This window comes from Bacteroidales bacterium, from assembly GCA_031276035.1.
GTDB lineage: Bacteria > Bacteroidota > Bacteroidia > Bacteroidales > BM520 > RGIG7150.
The window spans coordinates 14,910-41,319 of record JAISNV010000021.1 but is presented as its reverse complement, the minus strand read 5'-3'; the positions used below and the strand labels follow the sequence as shown (position 1 = coordinate 41,319).

Genomic DNA, 26,410 nt, shown 5'->3' with positions numbered 1-26,410 from the left:
GATTTTGGGGGTATGGGTGAAATACCCATATCCCTTTTTTAATGCAAAAGTTATGATAAGATTAAAGGAGATAGAAGATAGTTTGATTCACTTGGTAGGTTGGCAACAGGCGTTTAATCCTGCTGAAAAGATTAACGATGATTTAACTATTTCGGAGAGTGGAAGGTTTTTTCAGGAAGAACATCCACTTGTAACATTAGAAAACATACGCTCGGTAATCCCGCTTGATTTTACGCTTCAATATCCCAAATGGAACATGATAACCATTTATAAAAAAGGTGATAAGGTAAGATATAACGACGAAGTGTTTATTGCGAAACAGGATAATCAGAATATAGAACCTAAACTCGGTGATTTTAATAATGATTATAATGAAGATTTTGCTATTGCCAATGATAATTGGGAGGGGTATAATTTCTTATCCGATTATTTGACTTTCCAAACTAAATCAGGAATTAAAAAAGCCGTTTCAAAGTTTCTTGATGATAAAAAAATAAGTGTTCAGACTAAAGATTTATTAGAACGAAGGACTTTATATGAAGGAGCCGGACGTAGATTTGATATTATCAAAAATCGTCAATCTATTGTAGGCTTTGAGATAAATCCAGTCAGAAGTATGGGCGTAACGGTAAGGATTGAAAAGATAGGCTTACAGTTTGCCGGAGCTTTAGGAAAGGTTAAATTATATCTCTATCACAGTTCAAGGATTGAGCCGATAGAAACAATTGAATGCGAGATAAAAACCGATGGTGATTTCGCTTGGTTTGATGCTGATTGGTATCTTCCTTATATTTCCGATGACATCAATTCAGGTGGGACGTGGTATTTATGCTATAATCAAGACGAATTACCAGAAGGGATGTTTGCTGTTAATTTTCCTAAAGATTGGAGTGTTGACCCATGCGGAGGTTGTAATCAAAGGAACAACAATATTTGGAAGCTTATATCAAAGTATCTTAAAGTGACACCGTTTAGAGTGCCTGTGAATTCAGAATTTCCCATTATGTGGGATATTTCAAATAACATGTACACTCTTTCGACAAGCTATGGAGTAAATTTTCAAATAACTGTTGGATGTGATCTGACTGATTTTATAATAAGCCAAAGAAGTGTTTTCGCTGATGTTGTTGCCAAACAGGTTTCCGCTACCGTTCTAAGAACCATATCAATGAATCCGGCTGTAAGACCAAACCCTAACGCTCTTAATGTTTCACGTTTGGATATTCTCTATGAAATTGACGGAAATACGGCAGGAAGACCCGGCGGACTTGGTTATGATTTAAAAAAGGCATACGCCGCCCTTGATATTAATACCGATAAAATGGATAGAATTTGTCTTGGATGCAAGGACGAGGGAGTAACTTATAAAAGTGTTTTTTGATATGTTCGATACATCATACGCTACCGGATTAGTTAACGGCTTGATAGATAAAGCAAAGAAGATTCAAGATGGACTTGACAGCGGATTATTTATTAAAGAAATTATTGAAGACAGTGAAGTTACTTTTTTTATCCTTAATGCAAATACACAAGAACAGTTATTTGAAGAAGGCATTGACCGTGTCGGCGTGTCGATTATGGATTACGCACCATACCGCCCTATAACGATTGAGTTTAAACAATTTAAAAATCAGCCATATAACAGGGTAACGCTAAGGGATACAGGCGAATTCCACAGGTCTTTTTATATAAAAGTAGATGATACGCAGTTCGAGATAAAGGCGTCTGATGAAAAAACGGATTCCCTTATAAAGAAATACGGAAGACAGATTTTGGGATTAACTGATGAAAATCTTGAAATATTGATAAGGCAATATATTTTTCCGATGTTAAACGAGAGGATAAGAAATGAATTTGAAGTATAAGACACCAATATTAGAGAATCCGCAATTGATAGACAGGGCGGTTGGAGAAATCCAGACGGGATTAAAATCCAGTTTGAATTGGCTTGATTACGCATTCGGAAAAGCACAGAGGATAACAAAAGTCTATCCTAACGGCAAAAGGTTATTGCTACCTACTGTCTATGCAGGCGGTAAAGATTATCTTGAAGTTTCTCCTAATGATAATATAGGTAATTTTTGTTGGTTTGATTTTTTAGACCCTCAAGTATATCAACAAGATAATATGTATGTAGAAAATACTATTACTTGCCAATGCGGTATTGTGTTTTGGTTTGATTTCAGGAGATTAAAATTAGAGAACGAAAGGGATATCGAAAACGTAAAACAGCAAATTTTAAAAATTCTAAATGGACGGTTAATGTATTCTTTTGGCTCTTTGATGGTAAATAAGATATACGAAAGATCGGAAAACATTTATAAAGGCTATACGCTTGACGAGGCTAATAATCAATTCTTGATGCACCCTTTTGGCGGATTAAGATTTGAATGTTCATTAAATATTAATGAAACTTGTTATGAAAATTTTGAATAAAGATAAAAAGATTGAATTATTCGACAGTATCGAAACTTTGTTGATAGAAAGATTTCAGAAATTCAACAAGTATCTATTAATTGATAGCGGTATCGGAAGCGATATTTCAGATATTAATACTCATATAGATAGGATGTTGGTCTATAACAGTGACGGAGACAGGGAGAAATTAGCGTTAGAGGCTGAAAATCTAAGGCAGAATATTTATTTCGTTCTGACAGAACTGAATCCAAAATATAACGCTTTTGCCGTAATGGTTAAAAGTATCGACGGCAAGCCCTGCAATGATCTAACCGATGAAGGTATTAAGGATGTGTTAAAATCCGTATCGGAGTTAACGCATAAACAAGTAACTGATAGCGTAGACACAATAAAAAAAAAGTTGACAGATGAGTTGGTTTTGTATTTTCCGCAACAATTCGCTGATAATTCAATGATCGAATATCATTCATATATGTCAAGGCGTGCAGAGATGATAATTGAAGGTATTATCAATGACAATATAGAAGAAAAACAATCGCAGATAGAAAGGATAAACAACATGCTTTTGACGTTCGCTGACCCTATGAAATTCTTTGGTTCTGATAATGCCGAAATAGCTTATGATAAACAATTCGAAACAATGTGCCTTAATCTTACCGAGCAACTAAATATAATTGAACCAAAAAAGACGACAACCCTAACATTTTACAACGCTTTTGAACACTTAAAGAAACGACTATCCAATGGCAGACAATCCGATTAAATATAAAGAGCTTGTTACTCCGGATAATTCAATATCCGAACTTATAGAGTTGCTTTCAGACTTAAACAAGTCATACGAGACATCTATGAAGGGTATTCGTAAAGAGGCAGAGGAGACGATAAAAGCCTATAAAAGCGGAATCATGACCCTTGAGGAGTTTTCTAAAGTAGCTAATGATTTAATGAAATCAATGCTTAATTTAAAGAATAGTTACAAAGAAAATTCAGATCAGATAGTTCAGTTAAACATAAAGGTAACCGAAAGGACTAAAAAAGAAAAAGAGCTTGCAAATGAGTTAAATAATTCAACGGCAGCTGAAAGATCAAGAATTGAAATTACTAACAAGCAGGCAAAGATAAATGAACTTGCTATTGGCAGCTTGGAGAGGATGAAAGCTCAATTAAAGCTTAATCAATTAGAATTAAGTAAATTTAGTGAGGAAGAATTAAAAAACTCCGAACGTGCGACGCAACTCATCAAGGAAAACGGAGAATTATCCGATAGCATTAAAATTCTCAATCAAACATTCAAGAGCGGCGCAAGTACATTAGAAGAGCAAAGGAAGGCGGAAGAAGCAATACTATCTGTTTACTCCGAACGTGCCGATAAGATAAATAAAATTACAGAGGAAGAAAAAGCACAGATTAATGTTATCCAGAATGACGTTTTGCCAACTTACGATCAGGTTTTAGAGAAGTTAGACAGGATTAGTCAATTTAACCCTGAAAACTTTGTTAAGGCGGAGGGAACAACGAAAGATTACAGTTCTGCATTGAATGAAACGTCAAGAAATTTAACAAATCTTGATAGCCGCCAATTGGAACTCAATGATTTACTGAAAGTAGGTGCTATTTCACAACAAGAATATGCTGCTGCAAGCCAGAAAGTTAGCGATTTGACCATTAAGTTAGATGATCAATATGATGATTTAAACAGAAAACGAAAAGAAGGATTAGAGCAGACACAACAATTAACAACCGTTTCGGATGATGCGAGTGGAGCAATAGTCAGATTATCCACACAAATTCGCCTGAACAAAGAGGCTTTAGCCTCAATGATAGATGAAGGAAAGAAAGGCACGGTTGAGTATCAGCAGCTCGCACAAGAGACAGCAGTTTTACAAAAAAATCTTGCCGAAGCCACAAATGAGGTAAAAAATATGGCTTCGGGAACAACCGCCTTAAATACCGTTATGGGAGCTGCAACAGCAGCAGGCGGAGCGTTTAGTGCCTATCTTGGAGCTTTAAATATACTTGGTATTGAGAGCGATGATGCACAAGAAGCACAAAGAAAATTGCAGGCTTCTATCGCCTTAGTAACCGGAGCAACGGCGGTTCAAAAACAATTACAGAGCCAAAGCAACTTGATGATAGGGATAGGAACTATCCAATCTAAAGCATTAACGAAAGCCACCTTATTACAGGAAAAAGCAACAACGGCAAGTGGTAAAGCGACCATTTTCGCAACCGCTCAACAAAGAATATTTAATGCCGTTGCAAATGCAAATCCCTATGTTCTTTTAGCAATAGCTATGCTTACCGTTGTCGGCGCATTAGTTTTATTTTCCCAAAACACAGATAAGGCAGCAAAAGAACAAAAAAAATTAAACGATTTACAGCAACAATCTTTAGAAAACTTAAATCAAAGAGCAGCAAGAATTAAAGAGGAAAGTGAGATTGTTGTTAATAGTCTTGAAAATGAGTTAAAACTCGCACAAGCAGAGAAAAAAGGTAAAGATGAGATTCTTGCAATTGAACAACAAATTGCTGACGAAAGGAGAAAAGCAGCTAACGAACAAGTAAAAGCAGCCAAAGATGAAATTACCAACTTGGATGCAAATATTATTAAATTAAATAAATATAATGAAGCGCTTGAAGCTGCAAGATTATATCAGAAAGCAGGTTCTAAACTAATATTTGATGTAGACACACAGCAATTTGTTAAAGTAAAAGACCAGATAAAAAAATTAGAACCTGTTGTTGAAACTTTAACTAAATCCGTAAATGTGGCAAGAGATGCCATAAAAGAACTTGCAACCGTTGATACAAATGAGGGAGTTAAGAATGCACAGGAATTAATTGCTGCACAGGAATCCGAATATCAAGCCTTTTTGCAATACCAGAACGCAAAGACAACCGCCGTAAAAAACAATTATGACAAACAAGCTATATCATTAAAGAATTCATTTGCTCAACAAAAAAGAGAACTTGAAAAACAATTAAAAAACACTTCTGAAAAAGAAGTTGCGACAAGAAAATATATTAATGATACTATTGCTCAACTTGAAAGAAACTTATCATCTGAATTGATTAAGATTGAACAGGAAAGACAGAAAGCTATTCTTAATACCCAGAGACAAACGGAAGACCTGGCAATAACATTAATTCCTGATGATATAGACAGGCAGCTTGCGACTGTTGAGGCTAAATATACACGTCAGGTTGAAGATATAAAAACAACTATTGAACAAAAAAGAAATGAGTTAAGTCAAGAAGAAATTGATGAATTAGAGAAACGGTTGGATATTTACAAAGATATTTATGAAAAAGATATTGATGATATTAACAATATGCGGCTGTTAAAAGAGCTTGAACTTCAAAAGAAGGTTCTTGAACTTCGATTAAATAACGAAACAGACCCGGAGAAAAGAAATCAACTTCAAGGGGAATTATCTGCGAAAGAGTTGGAAATAGAATTATTGCAGAATAAAATGTTGGTTGAAAAATACCAAGTTGATGAAAATGATATAAAGGAGAAATACAGGCTACAGGACGAGCAGGATAAAAAGCAAATAGATTTAAACTTAATCAATTCTACTTATGATAGGGTGATGTCCGAGATAGATATATTAAAGACTTCGGAGAAAGAGAAAACACGATTAAGGCTTGAGGCTGAAAAGAAACGTTGGCAAGATATATTAGACTTGAACGATAAGTATTCGCATAAGATGTCAGCCGATGAGATTGCAGTAGTCGAGAATACTATTGAAAAAATAAATCAGGATATTAAAAGTAATAAGACCGGATATACGGATATTTTTGATTTTCTGGGCTTTAAATTAACCGACGAAACCAAAGAAAGTCTTACATCGGCTTATGATTTTATAAAAGAGCAGCTACAGGAGATTTATGACAAACAGCTTGATGTGGCAAATCAAGCCTTAGAAGAAGCCAATAATAGGGTTTCAGAATTACAGTCCGAATATGATAAGGAAAAAAGTCTTCAAGATCAGGGATATGCCAATAAAGCAGATTTAAGAGAGAAAGAGCTTAACGATGCAAAGAAAGCTCAAAAACAGGCTTTAAGAGATCAGGAAGCGGCAGCAAAACAACAACAGGCAATAGAGAGTATTCAGCAGACATCAAGCCTTGTTACAGGAACGGCAAAGATATTGGGACAAATGGCAGCAAATCCAATATTGGCAGGTATCACGATAGCCACAATGTGGGGATTGTTTTTTGCTGCAAAGGCAAAAGCAAAAACAGCGACTAAAACAGAGAGCTACGGAAAAGGTCATGTTGAACTGTTAGAGGGCGGAAGTCATGATAGCGGTAACGATATTGACTTGGGCGTAAAACCTGACGGCACACGTCGCAGGGCAGAAGGCGGAGAATATTTCGCCGTTCTTGACAAAAGAAATTCACGTAGATATAAAAATGTTTTTCCTTCTGTTATGAAGGCTTTTAGAAACGGGACTTTTGAAAAACAGTACTTGAATAGCTTCGATGTTAACAGGGTTGATATTCATAGTGATAGAAGTCCAAGCGTTAACCTTAGACGGTTAGAGGGCGATGTTGGGGCAATAAGGAGAGCTTCTGAGAGAAAAACAGTAACTTACCAGAATAATAGGAAAATTACCAAATATAAAAATTTAACAACAATAAATTATGCAAATTAGTCCGATCTACAAATTTGAGTTGGAAAACCAACAAGGCGATACATTCGCAGTAAAAGCAATCTTCAACGGTGATGTTTCAAAAGGAGTATCACGTCAGGAAGGAAGTTATTTCTACAGAACCAAACTAAACGGCTCGATAGTGCTGTTAAAAGGTGACGTTCGTGTTTTACAGAAGAATTTCAGTTTTGATGAAGAAATTATTCTTAACTGTCATATCTCTTATGACAGGGGACGTTCTTGGCAACCTTATGCAAGGGGTAAGTTTTTTTATACCGATTGCTATTTTAATAAGGATGATTATAATGTTGCCTTTTCGGTTAAGGAGTTTGACGGTTACTCTCAATTCCTTACTGATATTGACAGGGAGTTTAATTTGATTGAGTTTGCGCCTGTGATAAAACGTATTAATTACGATATTAGACCATGCTTGCAGATGTATGCACTCGGTGAAACATCATTACAGAACTTTATGGCGGGTAATAATTGGGAACAGGCATGTAATACTATTGATAGTGGTGAACAGATGGAAGAATTGCATTTTGCGATTGCTGCAAGAATAATAACGTATAATATAAAATTCTTGAATGAATATGAAAAATATTCAGGAGAATATTCTTTTAGAATTCCAACTAATCGAATCGACACTATAGTATTTGGTTCAGATGTGCAATTTAGAAATACACAGAATAATGATTACCTATTACAGGGTTATATGGAAGGTGGGGTATGGTATTGGATGTTCATAGATCAAACAAATGGCAATAATGATATTATAATAGAATGCAGTGGTGGTATTCCTTATATGTTTCAAAATTGGATAGAGGGTGAAAACTATGGGGATTTAAAACCTTTTCAAGTAGATGTTGGGAATACTGGAGTTATTGCAGCTAATGCAAATGAATTTTCAGAAACAAAATTATATGCTCGTTGGCTCTTAGACGTCGATACCTTTCAAGGAAATGATACTTTTGATATTCCTCAAGAAGATATTTCAAGCGAAAACAGAAATTATTCTAAATGCTATCCAACAGACATAAACCAATTAAAAGATTTAATCTATTTAATAGGAAACAACACAAAAACACCCACACAATGGGGACTACTCTATAATTCGCAAGTGGATTACTATTTACCCCCTGATATTGAAGATAAAACTTTCTTTGCAGTCGGTAAACAATCATGGAGAGCATTTTCATTATGGTTTACTTTCTCCGATGAAATCTTTCAATTGGAAGAACAGGCAAGAGCTAATAGAACGCTAAACGATGCTTATTCATTCGCCGACAGTATAAACGTTATACTGCAAAAATTAGGCACAGGAATAACACACGAGGCAACGCCTGAGTATAGCATGGTATTATATTCGTCCCTTAGCTTGTTTCCTAATGTAGGACATTTGTTTTTGACACAGAACACGAATATCCTGCACGGAGAATATACGCAGCCGGCACAGAAATTAACCATAACATTAAGAAAGTTATTAGATACCATTTGTAATGCTTACAATCTGGGTTGGTATATCGACGAGCAAAACAGGTTAAGGATTGAACATGTCTATTATTTCAGAAATGGGTTTAGTTATTCAGAGCCGGAAGTAGGATTTTCGTTAAAAGAAATCTTTCAACGTTCGGGTAAAGATTGGGCTTATTGCCGAAATAAATACAAATATGATTTATCTAATATATCAGCTCAAATAGTGCTTAAGTTGCAAGATAAACAGTCAACAATATTCGAGGGTTATCCGATTGAGATTCTCGCAGCTTATGCAAAAGACGGAGCAATAACAACTCTTAGTATAGAATGCGACACCGACATTGATTTTGCTCTTGTTTCTCCTGAAGATATAAATAAAGACGGTTTCACTCTGTTTTCATGCGATAAAAACGGTGATGATTATAGCGTAAGATACGTTACACTTAACGACGGAACAAAAGATAAATTAGTACTCCAAAACGGTACGTTAAGTATTTATTTCCTTGCTATCAATTATCATAAATTCGATAAACCGAGTAAAAAACTTCTTATCAATAATCAAGAGGTTGAGACCATAGGAGTATCGAAGAACAAGACACAAGAAGTAAGTTTTCCGAGTCTATACGATTTAGACACAACTAAATTAGTAACAACGGATTTAGGTAACGGACAGATAGACAGTTATACAATTTCATTAGACAGCAGGCTTGTCAGAGCCACATTAAGATATGACACCGAATAACAATTACAGCATATTGCCTTTTTATAAGTCGCTGAACGAGCAAAGTCCTAAGAATTTTTATGCCTATGGTCGTGCCTTTAATTTAGCTACTCCAAATGATATGCTTCCTACATTTCAGATTAACAGAGAGCATAGGTCAAATCTTATTACCTCTGTTATTCTCGTAGATTACATCACAGGACAGCAGGTTAATATAACAGGCAATGCAATTAGTTACGGCGGATTGGAGATTAAATATCTTAACGACTATGATATTGATGTAATAATATGCAGGGGTTGGTATTTAGGTCTGAATAATCCAAACGGGCAATATTACTTAATCATTTCCGACGGTATCGAAACTTGGTACAGCGATATATTTAATTGGTGTAACGCTTCCAAGATGGTATGCCTTGAATGGTTTGACGGTGATAGCTTTTATTTCGAGGACGACCAAATAATGTTTTATGATGGTAATTTCTCTAACAGGCTATATCTATGTGCTGATATAAGAAGACCCGAATATGAATTTACCGACGAGGCAGAGACATTGGACGGATATTTTTACCCCATAAAACAGATTGCAGAGAAAATATTCAGGTTTGTTTTTGGTGCTCCCGAATACCTGTGTGACTGTTTAAGACTGGTTAGGTTAAGCGATAACGTCTATATTCACGATAGAGAGTTTTCACGCACTTACAGAAGTGATGAAATTCTTATCACTCCTTCATGGGGAACGGTTGCGGATATTGCGAACATAGAAGTAGAGTTTCATTGCCAGGCGATAGCAAAGAAAATAAACAGCACAGCATCACCACTTCCGCCGCCTGTTATCCCCGACCCACCAACACCGGGAGAAAAAGGCGACTTTAACAACGACTTTAACAACGACTTTTTTGTAGAAAATTAAAAATTAATAATAAAATGGCAAATAATATCAATCTAATAGCTTCTATTCAGGAGCTGATAAAACAGAACGGCAATCAGGAAATAACCGGAAACCTAATGCAACAGGTTCTTTTGTCTATTATCAACGCAATAGGCAACGACAGGACTTTCAAGGGAATTATAACGCCCAATATGGCGGCTGAAAGTTTTGACAACAATGTTTTTTACCTTACATCGGTAGCAGCGACATTTCCCAATCATGGAAATATCACGACAAACGGGCTTTCGGCAATAATCAACACGGCGACAGGTTGGCAGGCTGTTGATATTCCCATTGCTTACAATGAGTATAAGGGTGGAAAATTTCCTTATACTGATGATTTAATTAATAAGAATCAGAACAATCTTCTTTCTCCCAGTGCTTGGAAAAGAGGTTGGGCGTGGAGTGGCGTTCCTCAAAGACCTGTCGTTAGTGCTTCATATGCTATAAGTGATTTTATCGAAGTATCATCCGGCAGTACAATTTGTTATTTTAATAACTTGACACAGATAGCTTTTTTTGATTCAAATTTTCGTCAAATAAGCTATACGGTTACCCAGAATGGAACACAAACGGCTGTGCCTTCCGGAACTAAATACGTTGTCTGTATGGCTTCACTTGCAAATATTGATAATACAGATATCATAGTTAGGTTCTCATTAAATCCAAGTATTGATGTGCGATTTAATCTTTATCGGAATACTTTAAACGAAGTAAGCCGCTTAGATAAGTATCCTTATGATGATGATTACCCTTTTACATGGGAGATTGTCGGATATGGAATGAACAAGTTTCTACTTGATATTTACCTTGATATTGATAGAGATGCAACATATAAGTATTTCATAACTTCTGTTGATGGGGTTGTTGAAAATAATATAAAGATAATAAGAATAAATATAGCTCGTATGTTGCCCAATTTACCATTCGACGATTCAAATGCCCAGAGTATAATATTATTCGATTGTACTAAAGATGAAAACGGCAATTATTGGAAAGGGATTAACGGCAATTCTTATATGATAATCGACCGTGATGCTTTGGCAGCCACAGGAGATACATTTAACTATTCAGGGTTTTATTATGAATCTGGCGTTGGGCTTCATCGTTCCATTTTTAAAGGCGGAAAAGTAAGAGGTGGTTCAGATATAGAAATTAATCCGGATATATATAATGTAACTGTACATACTCCATTATCAGAAGGATATTATACTTTAGACACAGCTATAGCTGCAGTTCCGGTTGGCGTTCGTAAGCCCGGTATGATTATGGCATACCAGATAAATGCTGACACATGGCAAAACAAGCAGTATATAGGAGTGAGCCTCGACAATTGGTCGGATGTATCTTTTTGGGTGGATTACACCGAGTGGCAGTACTTAATGGGTAAAAATGCGAGCCCAATTAATGTGCTAAACCTTGCTGTTGGAAATTATAAAGTTAAAGGCGCAATGGTTATACCTGCGTTCACGGGCGAGGGGAGCCAAGCATACCAGGACACATACAACACCTTAAGGCTACAATTGCGAGGTTGGCTTGGCGAAGACGATGTTAACGTGGAGTACAATTCCGTTCAAGTAAAAGTTACACAGATGAGCGGTGTTCGATTTGCCACAATTAGCGTTTTCGCCAACAATGACGGCAAGCAAGGCGATGCGATCGGTGTGATAATGGAACCCAATGAATCTGACCCGCCGGTGTATTCAATCGTTCAAACGACATTGCTTGGCGTGTGGTACACCGGTTATGCAATGTCGGAATTATATACGTTAATCGAAAACGTTAATGATATTGTTTCCAATCTTAAGGACAATGTTATTTTGAAGGAAAGTATCCAAACACAACTAATTAATTCTGATCTTGCATTCAAGAATGGCAAAAAATTATTATTCGAAAAACAAGATGGTACCCAAGCGGTAGGCATGTTCATTGGTGAATATGGCGCGAAAGTATCAGAACTCAAAATTGGAGACACTGTAAAGGCAGGACAAAAAATCTTGTTTCAAGACACAAATTTATTGCCAGACCCTGATGAGCTTGCAAATACCGGTAATATTGATTTCACAAGTTCTGACGGTAACAGTTGGTTTAGAATTGATGTTGACTCGGGTGGCATTGTACTTTATAATAATGACTTCTCATGGATGACTGAGGTTTATTCATTTGACACAGGGAAATGGCTTGTTGACAATGTGACAATACCGTTTGACGCGGCAGTTACCGAGGTAAATCAGTTTCCGGTGTCGGCGTCAGATGGTTGGGATTTTACTCGCACAAAGGTAAATCCTGAGGAACGGTTAGAAATAGCATCTGAGTCGGAACATGTTAATTTAAACACAAAGGATAACATAACAATTGACACTCCTACAGGGAAAGAAGAATTTTTATTTGATAGGGTTATAAAGAAAGAGGATTTTGATAATTTAACCCCAGAGGAGCAAAACAGTATCTACCGCAATTATTTAATTTACAAAGAATAATTATGCAAACTAAAAGGAAAGTAATATCCGAGATTGTTTCCAAAGGAAGAAATATTAACCTTTGGAAATCGAAAGGGAAAGAGGTGTTCAATAATGAATACGATAAGTCTACGCTTTTAGCATATTATAACGCCGCCAGCAGAACTAATCAGGATTCGAATAGAGATCTATGGAGCGATTTAACGAACAATGGTTACGATCTACAATTAAATAACTTTGTTTTTGGGGGGTTAAGCGGATGGAATGGTTATTTGCAAAATTTTAATGAATGGAATTTTTCATCACGTTTGACAACTTCAACAAAAAACGATAATAGTTTTACTTCGACAGCAGTAATTACATCTGATACAGTAAGGATTACTTTACTTTCAAAAACAATTAGTGCCGTTGAGACAATCAAAGTTCGTGTTTCAGGAGATATAATGTATAATGGAACACCAATGTGGTTTTTTCAAACAGCCACAGGCGGAGTGGCAAAAACTCAAAACATTACTTCTGAAGGAATTTATGAATTCAGTTCTAATGAAGGTAATACTCTTATAGCTATTTCATTCGCAGTAATAGGAGCTGGAACAATGAATGTTAATACAACCTTTCAGCAAATCGCTGAATATCCAAACGCCATTGTAACTGACGGCATTGACGATTTTGCGCAATCTATTATTAGTTTGCCGGCTTTTGCAAACAATAACTACACTTTTGTATTCGATTTTGAAACATTAAATACCGGAACAACAAGCCCAATACTCAGAAGAAACGGAATAGAATTATATCGTCTTTCTTCTAATTTGTGGCAGCAATCGAATATAGGAGCTAATAAAACCTTCCCTAATATGCCGCTTGCAATAACAGGAAGCGGCGCAATTGATTTTTTAGGAAATAAATACCTGGTTAACCCAGCGCAAAACGATGCCGCCGGAGCGTTGCGATTGGCAAATGATTTAAGCGGCGACTATGGCGCACTTGCAATTCGCTCCCTTTCAGTTTGGAACGGAATAAACATGAACTACGAACAGTGTGTGAATGTATATAATAGAATGAAAAATAATACTTTAATTTAATTAATATGAAATTTATAATAGTTACAATTCAATGGCTTGAAAGCAAAGGAATTGCCGAGCCACAAAACGCAAGAAAAAGCCTTGACGGCGAGAAAATGCTGCTCCATAAAGAGTTTGTTGAACCTGTTTTAACGGACGAAGACAAATTGGAAGAATATAATTATGACAATCCGGAATTAAGGCAGATTCTTAATTCTGATGAGTGGAAAATAAATACTAATACTAATGAATAAATAAAGATATATCTATGGATTGGACGAATATTATTGCAATTGTTGTAAGCTCGGGGGGGATTTCTCTTTTATCAACTTTTTTATTCTTTAAACAAAACAAAAGATTAAAAAATGCAGAAGCCTCTACATCTGAATTTGAAACAATGAAATCACAAATTGAGTTGCAGGGCAAGCAAATTACAGACTTATACAGATTGCTTGGGGAGCGCGACGGTGTTATATCAGCCCTCGAGGCTGCCAATAAAGAGCAAAACATTAAATATCATGAAAAGAAAATAATAATCATTCAAGCTAAAGGCTGTAAGAATAAAAACGAATGCCCAGTATTGGCAATGCAAAAGAAGATTGAAGAAGAAAATTATGAAAGGTCGAGAAATGAAAATAAGTAATAATTTCACATTAGAAGAATTTGAAAAAAGCGAAACCGCTTTAGCTTATGGGATTGATAATGCTATGCCTGCAAATTTAAGAGAAAATATTGTTGCGCTAGTCAACAACCTATTGCAACCATTATGCGATAATACAGGTTGGAGCTGTTTGATATCGTCAGGGTATCGCTGTGATAGGCTTAACCGCAAAGTTGGCGGAGCTGATATGTCGCAACATACAACGGCAGAGGCTGCGGATTGCAAGTTTTATATCAAGGAAAACGGAAGGACAGTTTTTATATCTACAATTCAGGTGATGAAGAAAGTTAATGAATTAAAACTCGAATTCGACCAGATGATTGCTTATCCGTCATTCGTTCATCTATCTTTTACGATGAAACGGCGTAACCGCCATCAAGTATTATATAATTCAAGCTATAAGGGAGAAAGATTATGAAAAAACTACTATACATCTTAATTGCACTACTTTTCTTTTCCTGTAATACGCAAAAGAAATTAACTACTAATATTGAAGTTCAGAATGATATTAAGGAAGTTTCAAAAGAAATCAATATAACCGTTGTCGATACAACACGCACAGATAAAACGACTATCACCACTACAAAGATTAATATTAAACCTAAAGAGGAGAATAATTCGGCAAATGAGGTTAAACCAAAAGAACCTATCATTATTACGCCGAAAGGAAATATAATTATTCCGCCCGATGTTGATGTAACTTCTATTGAGCAAACCACAAAAACAGATGAAACCGAACAAAAAGGGTTAACTGAAAACATCAACGAAAAGGAAGATGAAAAAAACGATAATTCGAATGCAAAGATTCAGCAAGACGAAGAAACGAAATCAAAACCCAGTTTCGGAGCTAATCTGCTTTCGGTATTGCCTTTATTGATTTTCTTTATATTAATTTTCTTAATGAAATACCTTGTTGAAAGGCATTACAAAAAAAATAAATAAAAATTGCGATAAACTACGAGAATATCGTAATTAATATTATTTTTGCAACTAAATATTGAATTATTCTCAATTGAAGTTTATTTTTCAGTTGTTATTACAGGGAGCCTCTTTTTAGGGGCTCTTTTTTTTGTGCTTATAAATCAATTACTTAATCTATTTACTAAATATTTAACATTATTTTAACAAAATAAATAGTCTAAATATTTGGTATATTAAAATAATGTTGTATCTTTGTATTGTAATAACATTTAAAAATTAAACAAAATGAAAACAACAGAAACAATCACAATCAGTGCTTTCAGCGAAGATTATTCAGAAAAAGCTTACAAATTTTATTTTGCGAACAACCAATTTGAGTTTGTCCCAAAGTCACAAGTTAAATTTTTGGAAAACTCGAAAGGCGGTGAAGAATTTGGCGAAGGAATCGAAAGCAGATACTTCGAGCTGCCAACATGGCTTTTCTCAAAACTTAAAGGCGTCGAATTTTACGGCGTATAGTTAAACTAATCTTGAGCCGTCGCAGGACGGCTCTTAAACTTAAAAGATAAATCATGAGTGTAAGTAAAAATTTAGGTCGTCGTAAAATTATCGGCGACCTGTTAAAAGAATTCAGGGAAAGTCGAGGACTTACCCTCTACCAAATGGCAAAAGAAAGCGGGACAATTGTAAGTTCGCAAGCGGGAATTGTCGAAAAGGGCGAAACAAATTACACAATAGACACTTTTTTCGATTATATCGAGGCTGCAGGACTTTATATTTATTTTGCTGAAAAAGAAAATAGCACAGATGAACCTCATGACTTTGATGATATAATTGCGAAGATGTTGGGTAATTAAAAAAAATTAAAGAGGAAACGGAAACAATCCAAAATAACACTTTTTGGGTGTAAAATAGAGTGTAATAAACGCAATCGCCTCATTAACAAGATTGATTGTTGCCCAGGAAGGACTCGAACCCTCACTGACAGAGCCAGAATCTGGAGTGCTACCATTACACAACTGGGCAAAAATATTTTTAATATTCTATAACCTGAAGAACATTTCCAAGAGTATCATAAAAAGTCCAGGCTCCTGTGCGCACGCCGTCTATATATTTTCCTGAAATTCTTTGAGCACCATTTTCATAATAATTAACATGATTGCCATTATTCTTTCCTTCTTTGAAGTCACCTTCGCTCCACAGTGTTCCGTCTTGATACCAAGCCTTCCATGTACCTTCACGTTTGCCGTCAACATATGCACCTTCAATCATTTTAATATTTGCGGAATAATATTTGGTTTCAAGATAGTTAGCAGTATCATTCTTAACATATTCTCTAACTATCTTCGGATCACCGTTTTCGTACTCTTCAATAATAACAACTGTAGTTTTATTACACGCTATAAATGCAAAAACAACTATAGAAAATGTAATTAATCTTTTTATATTCATATAAATAATTTTTTATCTATTATTTTATCTATTTAAATTACTTATTTTCAAATCACAGCAAGAAATATAATTAACTCGCAATCAAATATAAAATTAAGTATTAAAAAATAATCTTTCACCTTTTGCTTCATCCATAATTTCACCATCATTATAGACAAGATTCGAATTTACAAAAGTATATTTTATTTTTGAATTGAAAGTAAGGTTATCAAATGGCGACCATTTGCATTTATACAAAGTATTTGAATTTGTAACTTTTGTAATATCATTAGGATCAACAACAACGATATCGCCGGCAAAACCTTCTCTTACAAACCCTCTGTTTTTTAATCCGAAGTATTTAGCGGGATTATGAGCCGTCCATTTAGGAATATCAATCAAATCGAAAACGCCGTCTCTCACCATTTCCAGCAAAACCAAAAGCGAATGTTGTACCATTGGTCCGCCAGAAGGACAAGAATAATAACTATTATTTTTTTCCTCTAAAGTATGAGGCGCGTGATCTGTAGCTATAACATCTATTATATTATTTTTTAATGCTTCACGAAGTGCATTTCTATCGCTTTCGGTTTTTATTGCAGGATTCCACTTAATAAATTGCTGTTTCTTTTCGTAATCTTTATCAGTAAACCAAAGATGTTGAGTGCAAACTTCGGAAGTAATATTGCTGAAATTTTCATTTTTCAACTTAGAAAGTAATTCAACTTCAAGAGCAGTTGTCAAATGTAAAATATGCAACCGGGTATTATATTTCTTAGCTAAATTAACAGCTTTTGAAGTACATTCAAAACAAGCTTCATCTGTTCTTATTAAGGGATGGATACTAAACGGCGGATTATCTCCATACTTTTCTCTAATGATTTTTGTATTTCTCTTAATTATAGACTCATCTTCCGCATGAATTGCAATAAGCAACGGAACTTGAGAAAAAATCTTTTCAAGAATTTCATTATCATCCACAAGCATATTACCTGTTGATGAACCCATAAAAACTTTGGCTCCGGGAACGGTTTTCGGATCAACCTTTTTCAACTCATCCAAATTATCATTGGTTGCACCAATGTAAAAAGAATAATTAGCGAAAGAACGACCCTTAGCTAATTGATATTTTTCTTCAAGTAATTCAACTGTAACTGTTTGCGGTTTAGTATTCGGCATCTCCATATAAGAAGTTATTCCACCTGCAACCGCCGCCATACTTTCAGTGTAGATTTCAGCTTTGTGTGTTAAACCCGGTTCGCGAAAATGTACCTGATCATCAATTAATCCCGGTAAAAGATATAAACCTTCACAAATAATTTCATTATAATTACCGACAATGTTAATTGAATTATCAATGCGTTCTATAATACTATTATTTAATAGAATGTCTGCGAAAAAAGACTTACCTTCATTAATTACATTAGCGTTTCGAAGGATGTATTTCATTGTGAAGTTTTTTTGTTTTTCTGAAAACAAGGTTAATAACGCCAAATACCGCTTCGCCGAAGATGCTTTTATTCATTTTGGATTCGCCGGCAGTTCTATCGGTAAAAATAATCGGGACTTCTACAATTTTGCCGCCAAGTTTCCAAACAGTATATTTCATTTCAATTTGAAACGCATAGCCGGTAAATTTTATATTATCAAAATTCAGAGCCTGCAAAGTATGGCGTGCGTAACATTTGAATCCTGCTGTTGTGTCTCTGACAGGTAATCCAGTTATAAATCTCACATAAGCAGAAGCATAATAAGACATTATCACTCTTCCCATAGGCCAGTTAACAACATTCACACCGGTAATATAGCGGGACCCAATAGCAAGGTCTGCGCCGGCTTCAACTGCTTCATATAACTTATGAAGGTCTTCGGGGTTATGCGAAAAATCGGCATCCATTTCAAAAATATACTGATAATTCTTATCGAGAGCCCATTTAAATCCATGAATATAAGCGGTTCCTAAACCTAACTTCCCTTTTCTTTCCTCAATATAAAGTCGACCCGGAAATTCCCTAATAAGACCTTTCACAATATCTGCCGTTCCGTCGGGAGAATTATCCTCAACAATAAGCACATGAAAATTACCATCCAATTTCATAATATAGCGGATGATATTTTCAATATTTTCTTTCTCGTTATATGTTGGAATTATTACTAACTTATCATTCACAATATTGTAATTTTATATTTTGCAAATGTAGTAAAAAATATTAACTTTGCACTTTCAAATTATTAAACAATTTAAATAAAAATAAACATGGTACGTGATCAAAAAGTTTTTGATATCATTCAAAAAGAGAAAGAGAGACAAATGCATGGTATAGAACTTATTGCTTCTGAAAATTTTGTCAGTGACGAGGTAATGGAGGCTATGGGTTCCGTAATGACAAACAAGTACGCGGAAGGTTATCCCGGTGCAAGATATTACGGCGGTTGTCAGTTTGTTGACGAAACCGAACAACTTGCTATTGACAGGGCTAAAGAACTTTTCGGTGCCGAATGGGCAAATGTTCAACCGCACAGCGGAGCACAAGCAAACATGGCCGTTCTTTTAACTTGTCTTGAACCCGGCGATACGTTCATGGGTCTTGATCTTTCTCATGGCGGACATTTATCTCACGGTTCTCCGGTGAACTCTTCAGGAATTCTGTACAAACCTGTTGCTTACGGAGTCGATCAAGAAACTGGAACTGTTAATTATGATACTATGGAAGAAATAGCTTTGAAAAACAAACCGAAGCTCATAATTGCAGGCGCATCCGCCTATTCTCGCGATTGGGATTACAAACGTATGAGAGAAATAGCTGATAAAATTGGTGCTATTTTGATGGCAGATATTTCGCATCCTTCGGGATTGATTGCAAGAAAATTATTGAATGATCCTATGCCTTATTGTCACATTGTTACTACAACAACTCATAAAACATTACGCGGACCACGCGGCGGATTGATTTTAATAGGTAAAGATTTTGATAATCCTTATGGAAAGGTAACAAAAAAAGGAATCATCCGTAAGATGTCTTCATTACTTGATTCTGCTGTATTCCCTGGTATTCAGGGCGGACCGCTCGAACACGTTATTGCTTCGAAAGCTGTTGCTTTCAACGAAGCTTTAAGCGACGGTTATTTGGATTATATAAAACAAGTTAAGAAGAATGCAAAAGTAATGTCAGACGAGTTTATTAAGAAAGGCTATAATGTTGTTTCAGGTGGAACAGATAACCACTTAATGCTTATTGATCTTCGTTCCAAATTCCCTGAAATTACAGGAAAACAAGTAGAAAACACTTTGGTTCAAGCAGATATAACCGTTAATAAAAATATGGTTCCCTTTGATTCCCGTACTCCTTTCACAACTTCTGGATTAAGAGTCGGAACTCCGGCTATTACCACACGCGGACTGAAAGAAAATCAGATTCCTGTTATTGTTGATTTTATAGACAGAGTTATCAGCAATATTGAAGACGAAAAAATTATTTTGGAAGTACGCGATCAAGTTAATCACTTGATGAGTCAATTCCCGCTTTTTGCCTGGTAAGATACTATTCAACAATACACTATTATGAAAGTTAATTTTAAAAATATCAATTGGCGAAGAATTTTCTTAAATAAATTCTTTATTGCAACAATAATCTTTGCAGCTATTATTCTTTTTTTCGATTCTGATAATCTTTTTAGAATAAGAAAGATGAATAAGCAAACAAAATCTTTGAAAAAAGAAATTAAACGTCTGGAAAAAGAATATGCCGATGATAGTGTTTTTTTAGATAAAATGCGCAAAGATGCCGAGTTTCGTGAACGTTACGCACGTGAAACTTATCAGATGAAAAATGAAAATGAAGAAGTGTATTTGATAGAGAAACAGGATTAAAGTATTGCTATTTAATAAAAAGATAATTAGGTGCTTCTAAAGAGGCACCTTTTTTTATGTATAAAATATTGAGCAGAAAAACTATGGAAATAAAACAATTCTCAATTCTAATAAGGATCAACATCAACAATAATTCTGACTGATTTGAATTGCGGATTTTCACTAAATGTTTCATAAATACGGCGAAATTCGTTTTTTAAAACCGGAAAATCGGATGTACGATCAATTTTTACCAGAATACTTTTTATATATTGATTGTTCAATCTTGGGATATAATGATATTCGGGGCCAAGAACTCGTTTCCCAAGTGATTTCCTTAACATTTCAGCAAAAACTTCAGCGGCTTTATCCAGAATATTCGAATCTTTATGTCGTAATTTTACATCGATCAATCTAACAAAAGGCGGATAATTAAACTGCCTGCGTTCAATAGTTTGGTTATCGTACATTCCTCTGTAATCATTATTAATCGCATATTTTATTGCTTTATGATCCGGAGAAAATGTTTGTATAAAAACTTTTCCTCTTTCGTTCTTTCGTCCGGCTCTGCCGCTAACTTGACAAATTTGCTGGAAACTTCTTTCAAACGATCTGAAATCAGGAAAATAAAGCATATTATCGGCATTAATAATTCCTACCAGAGCAACGTTCTCGAAATCCAATCCTTTAGTTATCATTTGTGTTCCGACGAGAATATCTATCTCTCCCGAAGAAAATTCGGTAATCAATTTTGTAAAAGCATTTTTCCTTTTAGTCGTATCTAAATCCATTCGTTTTATAACTGCTTGCGGAAAAAGCAATTCCAATTCTTCTTCTATCAATTCGGTTCCAAAACCTTTCATAAAAATTCTATCGCTATGACAATTAGGGCAATGCGACGGAACATGTTTGTTGTATCCGCAATAATGACATCTTAATTGATGAAATGTTTTATGATATATTAGTGAAACATCGCAATGAATACATTCGGGTACCCAACCGCAGACCTCACATTCGAGTCGCAAAGAAAACCCTCTTCTATTATGATAAATAAGAATCTGTTTCTTATTTTCGAGCACATTTTTGATTTCCTTAATAAGTTCATTTGAAAAATGAGAAATATTATTCTTATCTGCTTTTCGTTTCATATCAATAACGGTAGTTTCGGGAAGAAGGAATCCTCCATATCTTTCGGAAATTTCCACCAAAGCATATTTACCGTTCAGCGCATTATAATATGATTCTATTGAAGGAGTTGCAGAACCCAGAACTACTTTAGAGTTGAAAAGATTTGCAAGAAAAATTGCGGAATCACGACCGTTATATCTTGGTGCAATGTCATTCTGCTTATAAGAGTAATCATGCTCTTCATCAATAATAATTAATCCGAGATTATCAAAAGGTAAGAAAATCGAAGAGCGCGCGCCGATTACAATATTATATCCCCTCGAAAAATTCTTATTATTATCAAAAACCGCATTCCAAATTTCTACACGTTCGTTATGATTAAATTTGGAATGATAAACACCGACCTGTTCTCCAAAATATTTCACGGTTCGTTCCACAATCTGTGTAGTGAGAGCTATTTCCGGCAAGAGAAATAAAACCTGTTTACCCTGTGCAATAGTTTCTTCTATTAATTTAAAATAAATCTCTGTTTTACCACTTGATGTAACACCATGCAGAAGAGTAATATCATGATTTTCAAAAGATTTATGAATATCAATTAAAGCTTGCCTTTGTTTATCAGTTAGAATAATATTCTCCGGTTTTGATGTGGCTTCTACAAGTTCCAAGCGGGAAATTTTATGTTTATTTATATCAATTATTCCTTTTTCAACCAATGAATTCAGAGTGGAATGATTTGCATCGGTATCGTCAAGAATTAGTTTTTTGGGAATTTCCGGATATTCGTCCTGATAATTTGCAGCGTGCTTAAAATATGAAAGAAGAATTTTTAATTGTTTGAAAGAGCGTTTTTCAAGGCTTCTGAACACTTCATTCATTTTTTCATCACTTCTAAAATTTTCTGCAATCTGAATATAATCACGATATACCGGCCGATATGGATTTTTAACTTCTTCCTGCAACTCAACAATACAATCCCCTATCAACTGTCGGATATATTTGTAAATATTTGCAGGTTTAACATTGAGAATTTCAGCAGCTTGCTTAATTGACAGTTTATCATTGTTCATCAGGGCATTGGTAAGACCAACTTCTGCTTCACTAAGAGAAGAAATCTCTCCGGAAAATTCGGGATGCAATGAAATAAACGTTTCGCTGGTAATTTTAAACATCGCGGGAAGGGCGTTATTCATAACTTCACCCAAAGTTGCAAAATAATACGACGACATCCATTTCCACAACTCAAGTTGTTTCTCAAGAACAATCTGTCGATTATCAAGAACGGCAATAACTTCTTTCAGTTCGAAATTAGTTTTAACTTTTTCTCTTTCAATAATATTGACAATAATTCCCGAATAAAATTTTCTATTTCCGAACGGAACTATAACTCGTTCGCCAACTGCAACATCACTGAACTCATCGGGCAATAAGTACGTAAAACTACCTTTCAGCGGTAGCGGAAGAATAACTTCAACACAAAATTTTACCGTGTCTACAAAATCTCCCAACATTCTAATACATTTTATAACCCATTAATTTACATTCGAGTGATCCGTTGAATAATTTCTTTTTTGTAGAAGCATGTAATCCTATTTTATTAATAGCTTCATTGTCGGAAGAAATTATCCAGCAAGAATATCCTTTAAATTTATGTTTTAAGCTATTTCCAATCCTATCGTAAAGTTCAAGGATATTTGTATCGTCTGTTCTTACTCCGTAAGGCGGATTAGTAATTATGGTACCATTTTGAACCGGAGGGATGAAATCGCCGAATGCAGCTTTTTTCAAAGTTATAAAATCAGAAAATCCGGCATTTTCGATATTTTTTTCAGCAATTGAAATTGCTCTTGCAGAAATATCCGAACCAAAAATCAATGGAATTTCGAACTTCATTTTATTTTTCGCTTCATCAACAATCTTGTTCCACTTATTTCTGTCGAAATTTTTCCAATTTAAGAATGTAAAATCATTACGATACAATCCTGGGGCAAGATTTGCGGCCAACATTGCAGCTTCAATCAGAATAGTTCCCGAGCCGCAAAACGGATCGAAAAGCGGGGTTTTCATATCCCAACCCGAAAGTGAAATAATTCCGGCAGCAAGCACTTCATTTAAAGGCGATTGCACTGCAGCAATTTTATAACCTCTTTTAAAAAGCGGAATTCCGGTTGAGTTTAGTGAAATACTATAAATATTTTTCGAAATATGAACATTTATTATAATATTAGGATTTTCCCTATCAACAGAAGGTCTTGAACCGAATTTATTACGAATTCTATCTACAATTGCGTCTTTCGTTTTTAATGAAGCAAAAAGAGAATTATTTATAAAGTGATTATTATTTACAACCGCATTGATCATAAAAGTATCCGAAGAATTAAAATAATCTTCCCAAGCTATAGAGTAAGCTACATCATAAAGGTCTTGCGGCGAATTTATTTCTTCCGTTTTAATATTAACCAAAACTTGAAGAGCGGTTCTACTCCATAGATTAGTAAGATATATTAAATCAGGCGTACCGTCGAAAGATACGGCGCGATTAAGTTTGATAGTACGAGTTGCACCGAGATTTTGCAATTCTGTTTCCAGAACTTCTTCTAATCCCGATAATGTTGTAGCAATATATGGTAGGGTTTCTTTCATTTTTAAGCTAATATCATTCTATTTCCAATTGCGAAGTCCACTTTCGAGCAATTTCAAATTTGGAAAGAAATTCTTTAGCAATAACTTTCAGCACAGTGTATCCAGGTACGGCAAGAAACATTGCAAATATTCCGCCTACGCTTCCGAATACTAAAAGCACAAGAAATATTTCTAGTGGATGGGCATTAACACTATTTGAATAAATAACAGGTTGTAAAACAGTATTGTCAATAAAATTACAAAGCGCAAATACCGCTACAACAAGAATTGCTTGTAATAATATTTGATCGTAAGCACCAATACTGATAAGTTGGATGGTACATACAATAACGCCGAAAGCTCCTCCTAAAATAGGTCCGAGATAAGGAATCATATTACAAAAGCCGCCGACAGCACCAATAAGGAGAGCTCCTTTTACGCCTATAGCAAACATTCCTATACTTTCCAAAGTAAACATGATAAACATCTGGCAAATCAATCCGATAAAATATCTTGTTAGAAAACGTTTGATATTATTAAGAGCATGATGAACTTTTTCATTATATTTCTGCGGAACAAAAATCATAATCATTTTTTGAAAAAGGGTATCGTCTTTCAAAAAGAAAAAAGCAATGAAAATAGTTGAGAAAACACCCATTATTATTTTTCCCAATCTGCCGATAAAACTCGAAGCTAAATGAGAAAGTGAAGCAATATCAATAAAACTCTTAAATCTATTTTCTATAACTGTAATTATTGACTCATTTTTATCAATTATATTATATTGATGTAAAAATTCTGAAACAGGTTCTTCAATATAATGTTTTACCTGATTAAAATCGATAGAAGCAATAACATTAGCCTGCTTAATTATTACAGGTACAAAGACGGCTATAAGCGAAGCTGCAACAATAATAATAATTAACAAACTTAAGGCAGCCGCAAGCCAACTTGGAAATACTTTCTTTTTCTTTCCGAATTTAATCTTCTTAAATAGTTTGACGAGAGGGGCGCCGATAAAGGATATAACAGCAGCGGCAACGATATACCAAACAATGAATGTAAATTTCCACACTAAAAGGATAAATACAAGAATTGAAATTGCTATTCCGGAGTATTTTACTATTTTATTGATATCTGCTTGCTTCATTTGTGTAAAATATTGTGTTTATAATTAATTGATTTACTGTTTGTATAGAAAATTTTCTTGTTTACAAAATGATGATGCAAAAGTACAAAATAAATTGTATTTGTAAATAATAATAAAATATATTTAAACATTCTACAAGCACTAATAAAGAAATTGTTTTTTGTTTAATACTACAAAAATAAACTTAAGATTCCTCGTTAATTAATTAACAAGCAATTAATATAAAAATATTCAACATTACAAAATAATTATATACTTGTTTTACGTTAATTAAACGTGAGTTCAAATCTTATAACTTTTTATGATTTTTAGCGTTCAAAAGAAATATATAATCGCATTACTTTGTGGAATCATCCTGTCATTTTCAGCATATTCTATTGAACGAAACCCTAAGAACAACTTTAAAACAACATTTTTATCTCTTTATACCGGTTCGGCAAAATTAACTTATGAAAGAGCATTGTTTAATAAGCAAAGTATTGAAATTACTGTAGGTTACATTGGTGTTGGTTACGACTCTTTTAAAATTCAACCTAAAGGAGGGCTATTTCGATTAGCCTACAAATTTATTATTTCCAACAATGCAAATAATACCTTAACGGGCTTTTATCTTAAACCGGAATTTGCTTATTCCGATTTCGGATATAATTGTGAAGATCAAAAGTATATTTATTCAAAGTACTCTAAGAAAGATTTTATTACCAGAGGAAGATCATGTATGGGAACATTGATGATGTGTACAGGTTATCAATGGGCAAAAAATATTTTAGTTTTCGACGTATTTGCCGGTGCCGGTTTAGGCAAAGGAAATGACGCTGAAATACAATACCATCATGGTTTTATTAAGCGTTTAAATTATATTACGTTTACATTCGGACTTAAAATAGGACTCGGTTTTTAATTCAAATTGCGTCTTGGCCGTACTG

At 34.7% G+C, this 26,410-nt stretch carries 24 protein-coding genes and 1 tRNA gene; 18 read left to right on the top strand and 7 right to left on the bottom strand.

What is annotated here, in order from left to right; all coding sequences use genetic code 11:
* The first annotated feature begins 52 nt into the window (after window positions 1–52).
* The 15 genes from LBP67_05010 (at window position 53) to LBP67_04940 (ending at window position 16,160) form a co-directional block, all read left to right on the top strand.
* Complete coding sequence (locus tag LBP67_05010; GenBank protein MDR2084335.1) at window positions 53–1,381, top strand: hypothetical protein; 1,329 nt, start codon at window positions 53–55, stop codon at window positions 1,379–1,381.
* Between the two features lies 1 nt (window position 1,382).
* The gene (locus tag LBP67_05005) at window positions 1,383–1,865 is read left to right on the top strand and encodes a hypothetical protein (protein MDR2084334.1); all 483 of its coding nucleotides are present in this window, start codon (window positions 1,383–1,385) and stop codon (window positions 1,863–1,865) included.
* Window positions 1,849–2,436, top strand: a complete 588-nt coding sequence (locus LBP67_05000; GenBank protein ID MDR2084333.1) for a hypothetical protein — start codon at window positions 1,849–1,851, stop codon at window positions 2,434–2,436. Before LBP67_05005 ends, LBP67_05000 begins: the two co-directional genes overlap by 17 nt.
* Window positions 2,420–3,181, top strand: a complete 762-nt coding sequence (locus LBP67_04995; protein MDR2084332.1) for a hypothetical protein — start codon at window positions 2,420–2,422, stop codon at window positions 3,179–3,181. The genes LBP67_05000 and LBP67_04995 overlap by 17 nt, the downstream gene beginning before the upstream one ends.
* Window positions 3,162–7,079, top strand: coding sequence for a hypothetical protein (locus LBP67_04990; GenBank protein ID MDR2084331.1), 3,918 nt, complete (start codon window positions 3,162–3,164; stop codon window positions 7,077–7,079). Before LBP67_04995 ends, LBP67_04990 begins: the two co-directional genes overlap by 20 nt.
* A complete protein-coding gene (locus LBP67_04985; GenBank protein ID MDR2084330.1) occupies window positions 7,069–9,294 on the top strand; it encodes a hypothetical protein in 2,226 nt (741 codons plus the stop codon). Before LBP67_04990 ends, LBP67_04985 begins: the two co-directional genes overlap by 11 nt.
* Window positions 9,281–10,183: a hypothetical protein gene (locus tag LBP67_04980; GenBank protein ID MDR2084329.1), complete on the top strand. Its 903-nt coding sequence runs from the start codon at window positions 9,281–9,283 to the stop codon at window positions 10,181–10,183. The genes LBP67_04985 and LBP67_04980 overlap by 14 nt, the downstream gene beginning before the upstream one ends.
* 14 nt (window positions 10,184–10,197) lie before the next feature.
* Window positions 10,198–12,681, top strand: a complete 2,484-nt coding sequence (locus LBP67_04975) for a hypothetical protein (GenBank protein ID MDR2084328.1) — start codon at window positions 10,198–10,200, stop codon at window positions 12,679–12,681.
* A 2-nt stretch (window positions 12,682–12,683) separates the two neighbouring features.
* Complete coding sequence (locus LBP67_04970) at window positions 12,684–13,742, top strand: hypothetical protein (protein ID MDR2084327.1); 1,059 nt, start codon at window positions 12,684–12,686, stop codon at window positions 13,740–13,742.
* A 5-nt stretch (window positions 13,743–13,747) separates the two neighbouring features.
* Window positions 13,748–13,975: a hypothetical protein gene (locus tag LBP67_04965; GenBank protein MDR2084326.1), complete on the top strand. Its 228-nt coding sequence runs from the start codon at window positions 13,748–13,750 to the stop codon at window positions 13,973–13,975.
* A 14-nt stretch (window positions 13,976–13,989) separates the two neighbouring features.
* Window positions 13,990–14,364 carry a hypothetical protein gene (locus LBP67_04960; protein ID MDR2084325.1) on the top strand — a complete coding sequence of 125 codons (375 nt, stop codon included), beginning with the start codon at window positions 13,990–13,992 and terminating at the stop codon, window positions 14,362–14,364.
* Entirely contained in the window at window positions 14,336–14,800 is a 465-nt protein-coding gene (locus LBP67_04955; protein MDR2084324.1) for a peptidase M15, read from the top strand. Before LBP67_04960 ends, LBP67_04955 begins: the two co-directional genes overlap by 29 nt.
* Window positions 14,797–15,324, top strand: coding sequence for a hypothetical protein (locus tag LBP67_04950; protein ID MDR2084323.1), 528 nt, complete (start codon window positions 14,797–14,799; stop codon window positions 15,322–15,324). Before LBP67_04955 ends, LBP67_04950 begins: the two co-directional genes overlap by 4 nt.
* A 264-nt stretch (window positions 15,325–15,588) precedes the next feature.
* Window positions 15,589–15,822 carry a hypothetical protein gene (locus LBP67_04945; GenBank protein MDR2084322.1) on the top strand — a complete coding sequence of 78 codons (234 nt, stop codon included), beginning with the start codon at window positions 15,589–15,591 and terminating at the stop codon, window positions 15,820–15,822.
* 53 nt (window positions 15,823–15,875) lie between these two features.
* The gene (locus LBP67_04940; GenBank protein ID MDR2084321.1) at window positions 15,876–16,160 is read left to right on the top strand and encodes a helix-turn-helix domain-containing protein; all 285 of its coding nucleotides are present in this window, start codon (window positions 15,876–15,878) and stop codon (window positions 16,158–16,160) included.
* Between the two features lie 98 nt (window positions 16,161–16,258).
* Here the strand turns inward: LBP67_04940 and LBP67_04935 are convergent.
* From LBP67_04935 to LBP67_04920, 4 genes are all read right to left on the bottom strand, one after another.
* Window positions 16,259–16,329, bottom strand: a tRNA-Gln gene (locus tag LBP67_04935).
* Window positions 16,330–16,338: 9 nt separating this feature from the next.
* Window positions 16,339–16,755, bottom strand: a complete 417-nt coding sequence (locus LBP67_04930; protein ID MDR2084320.1) for a hypothetical protein — start codon at window positions 16,753–16,755, stop codon at window positions 16,339–16,341.
* 93 nt (window positions 16,756–16,848) lie between these two features.
* Window positions 16,849–18,183: a dihydroorotase gene (locus tag LBP67_04925; GenBank protein ID MDR2084319.1), complete on the bottom strand. Its 1,335-nt coding sequence runs from the start codon at window positions 18,181–18,183 to the stop codon at window positions 16,849–16,851.
* Window positions 18,158–18,904 (bottom strand): polyprenol monophosphomannose synthase, encoded by a 747-nt coding sequence (locus LBP67_04920; GenBank protein MDR2084318.1) that lies wholly within the window; start codon window positions 18,902–18,904, stop codon window positions 18,158–18,160. The genes LBP67_04925 and LBP67_04920 overlap by 26 nt, the downstream gene beginning before the upstream one ends.
* Before the next feature lie 87 nt (window positions 18,905–18,991).
* On the opposite strand from LBP67_04920, the gene LBP67_04915 reads away from it, so the two are divergent.
* Entirely contained in the window at window positions 18,992–20,272 is a 1,281-nt protein-coding gene (locus LBP67_04915) for a serine hydroxymethyltransferase (protein MDR2084317.1), read from the top strand.
* Between the two features lie 24 nt (window positions 20,273–20,296).
* On the top strand, window positions 20,297–20,605 hold the full coding sequence (locus tag LBP67_04910) for a septum formation initiator family protein (GenBank protein MDR2084316.1): 309 nt from the start codon (window positions 20,297–20,299) through the stop codon (window positions 20,603–20,605).
* A 107-nt stretch (window positions 20,606–20,712) separates the two neighbouring features.
* Here LBP67_04910 and priA read toward each other — a convergent pair whose 3' ends face one another.
* Genes priA through LBP67_04895 form a run of 3 tightly spaced genes read right to left on the bottom strand, consistent with a single transcriptional unit; the run spans window position 20,713 to window position 25,484 of the window.
* Window positions 20,713–23,223, bottom strand: a complete 2,511-nt coding sequence (gene priA / locus LBP67_04905) for a primosomal protein N' (protein MDR2084315.1) — start codon at window positions 23,221–23,223, stop codon at window positions 20,713–20,715.
* A 1-nt stretch (window position 23,224) separates the two neighbouring features.
* Window positions 23,225–24,355 carry a THUMP domain-containing protein gene (locus LBP67_04900; protein ID MDR2084314.1) on the bottom strand — a complete coding sequence of 377 codons (1,131 nt, stop codon included), beginning with the start codon at window positions 24,353–24,355 and terminating at the stop codon, window positions 23,225–23,227.
* A gap of 13 nt (window positions 24,356–24,368) precedes the next feature.
* Window positions 24,369–25,484 (bottom strand): AI-2E family transporter, encoded by a 1,116-nt coding sequence (locus tag LBP67_04895; GenBank protein ID MDR2084313.1) that lies wholly within the window; start codon window positions 25,482–25,484, stop codon window positions 24,369–24,371.
* A 301-nt stretch (window positions 25,485–25,785) separates the two neighbouring features.
* Here LBP67_04895 and LBP67_04890 point away from each other — a divergent pair, with 301 nt between their 5' ends.
* Window positions 25,786–26,385, top strand: coding sequence for a hypothetical protein (locus LBP67_04890; GenBank protein ID MDR2084312.1), 600 nt, complete (start codon window positions 25,786–25,788; stop codon window positions 26,383–26,385).
* The last annotated feature ends 25 nt before the right edge of the window (window positions 26,386–26,410 follow it).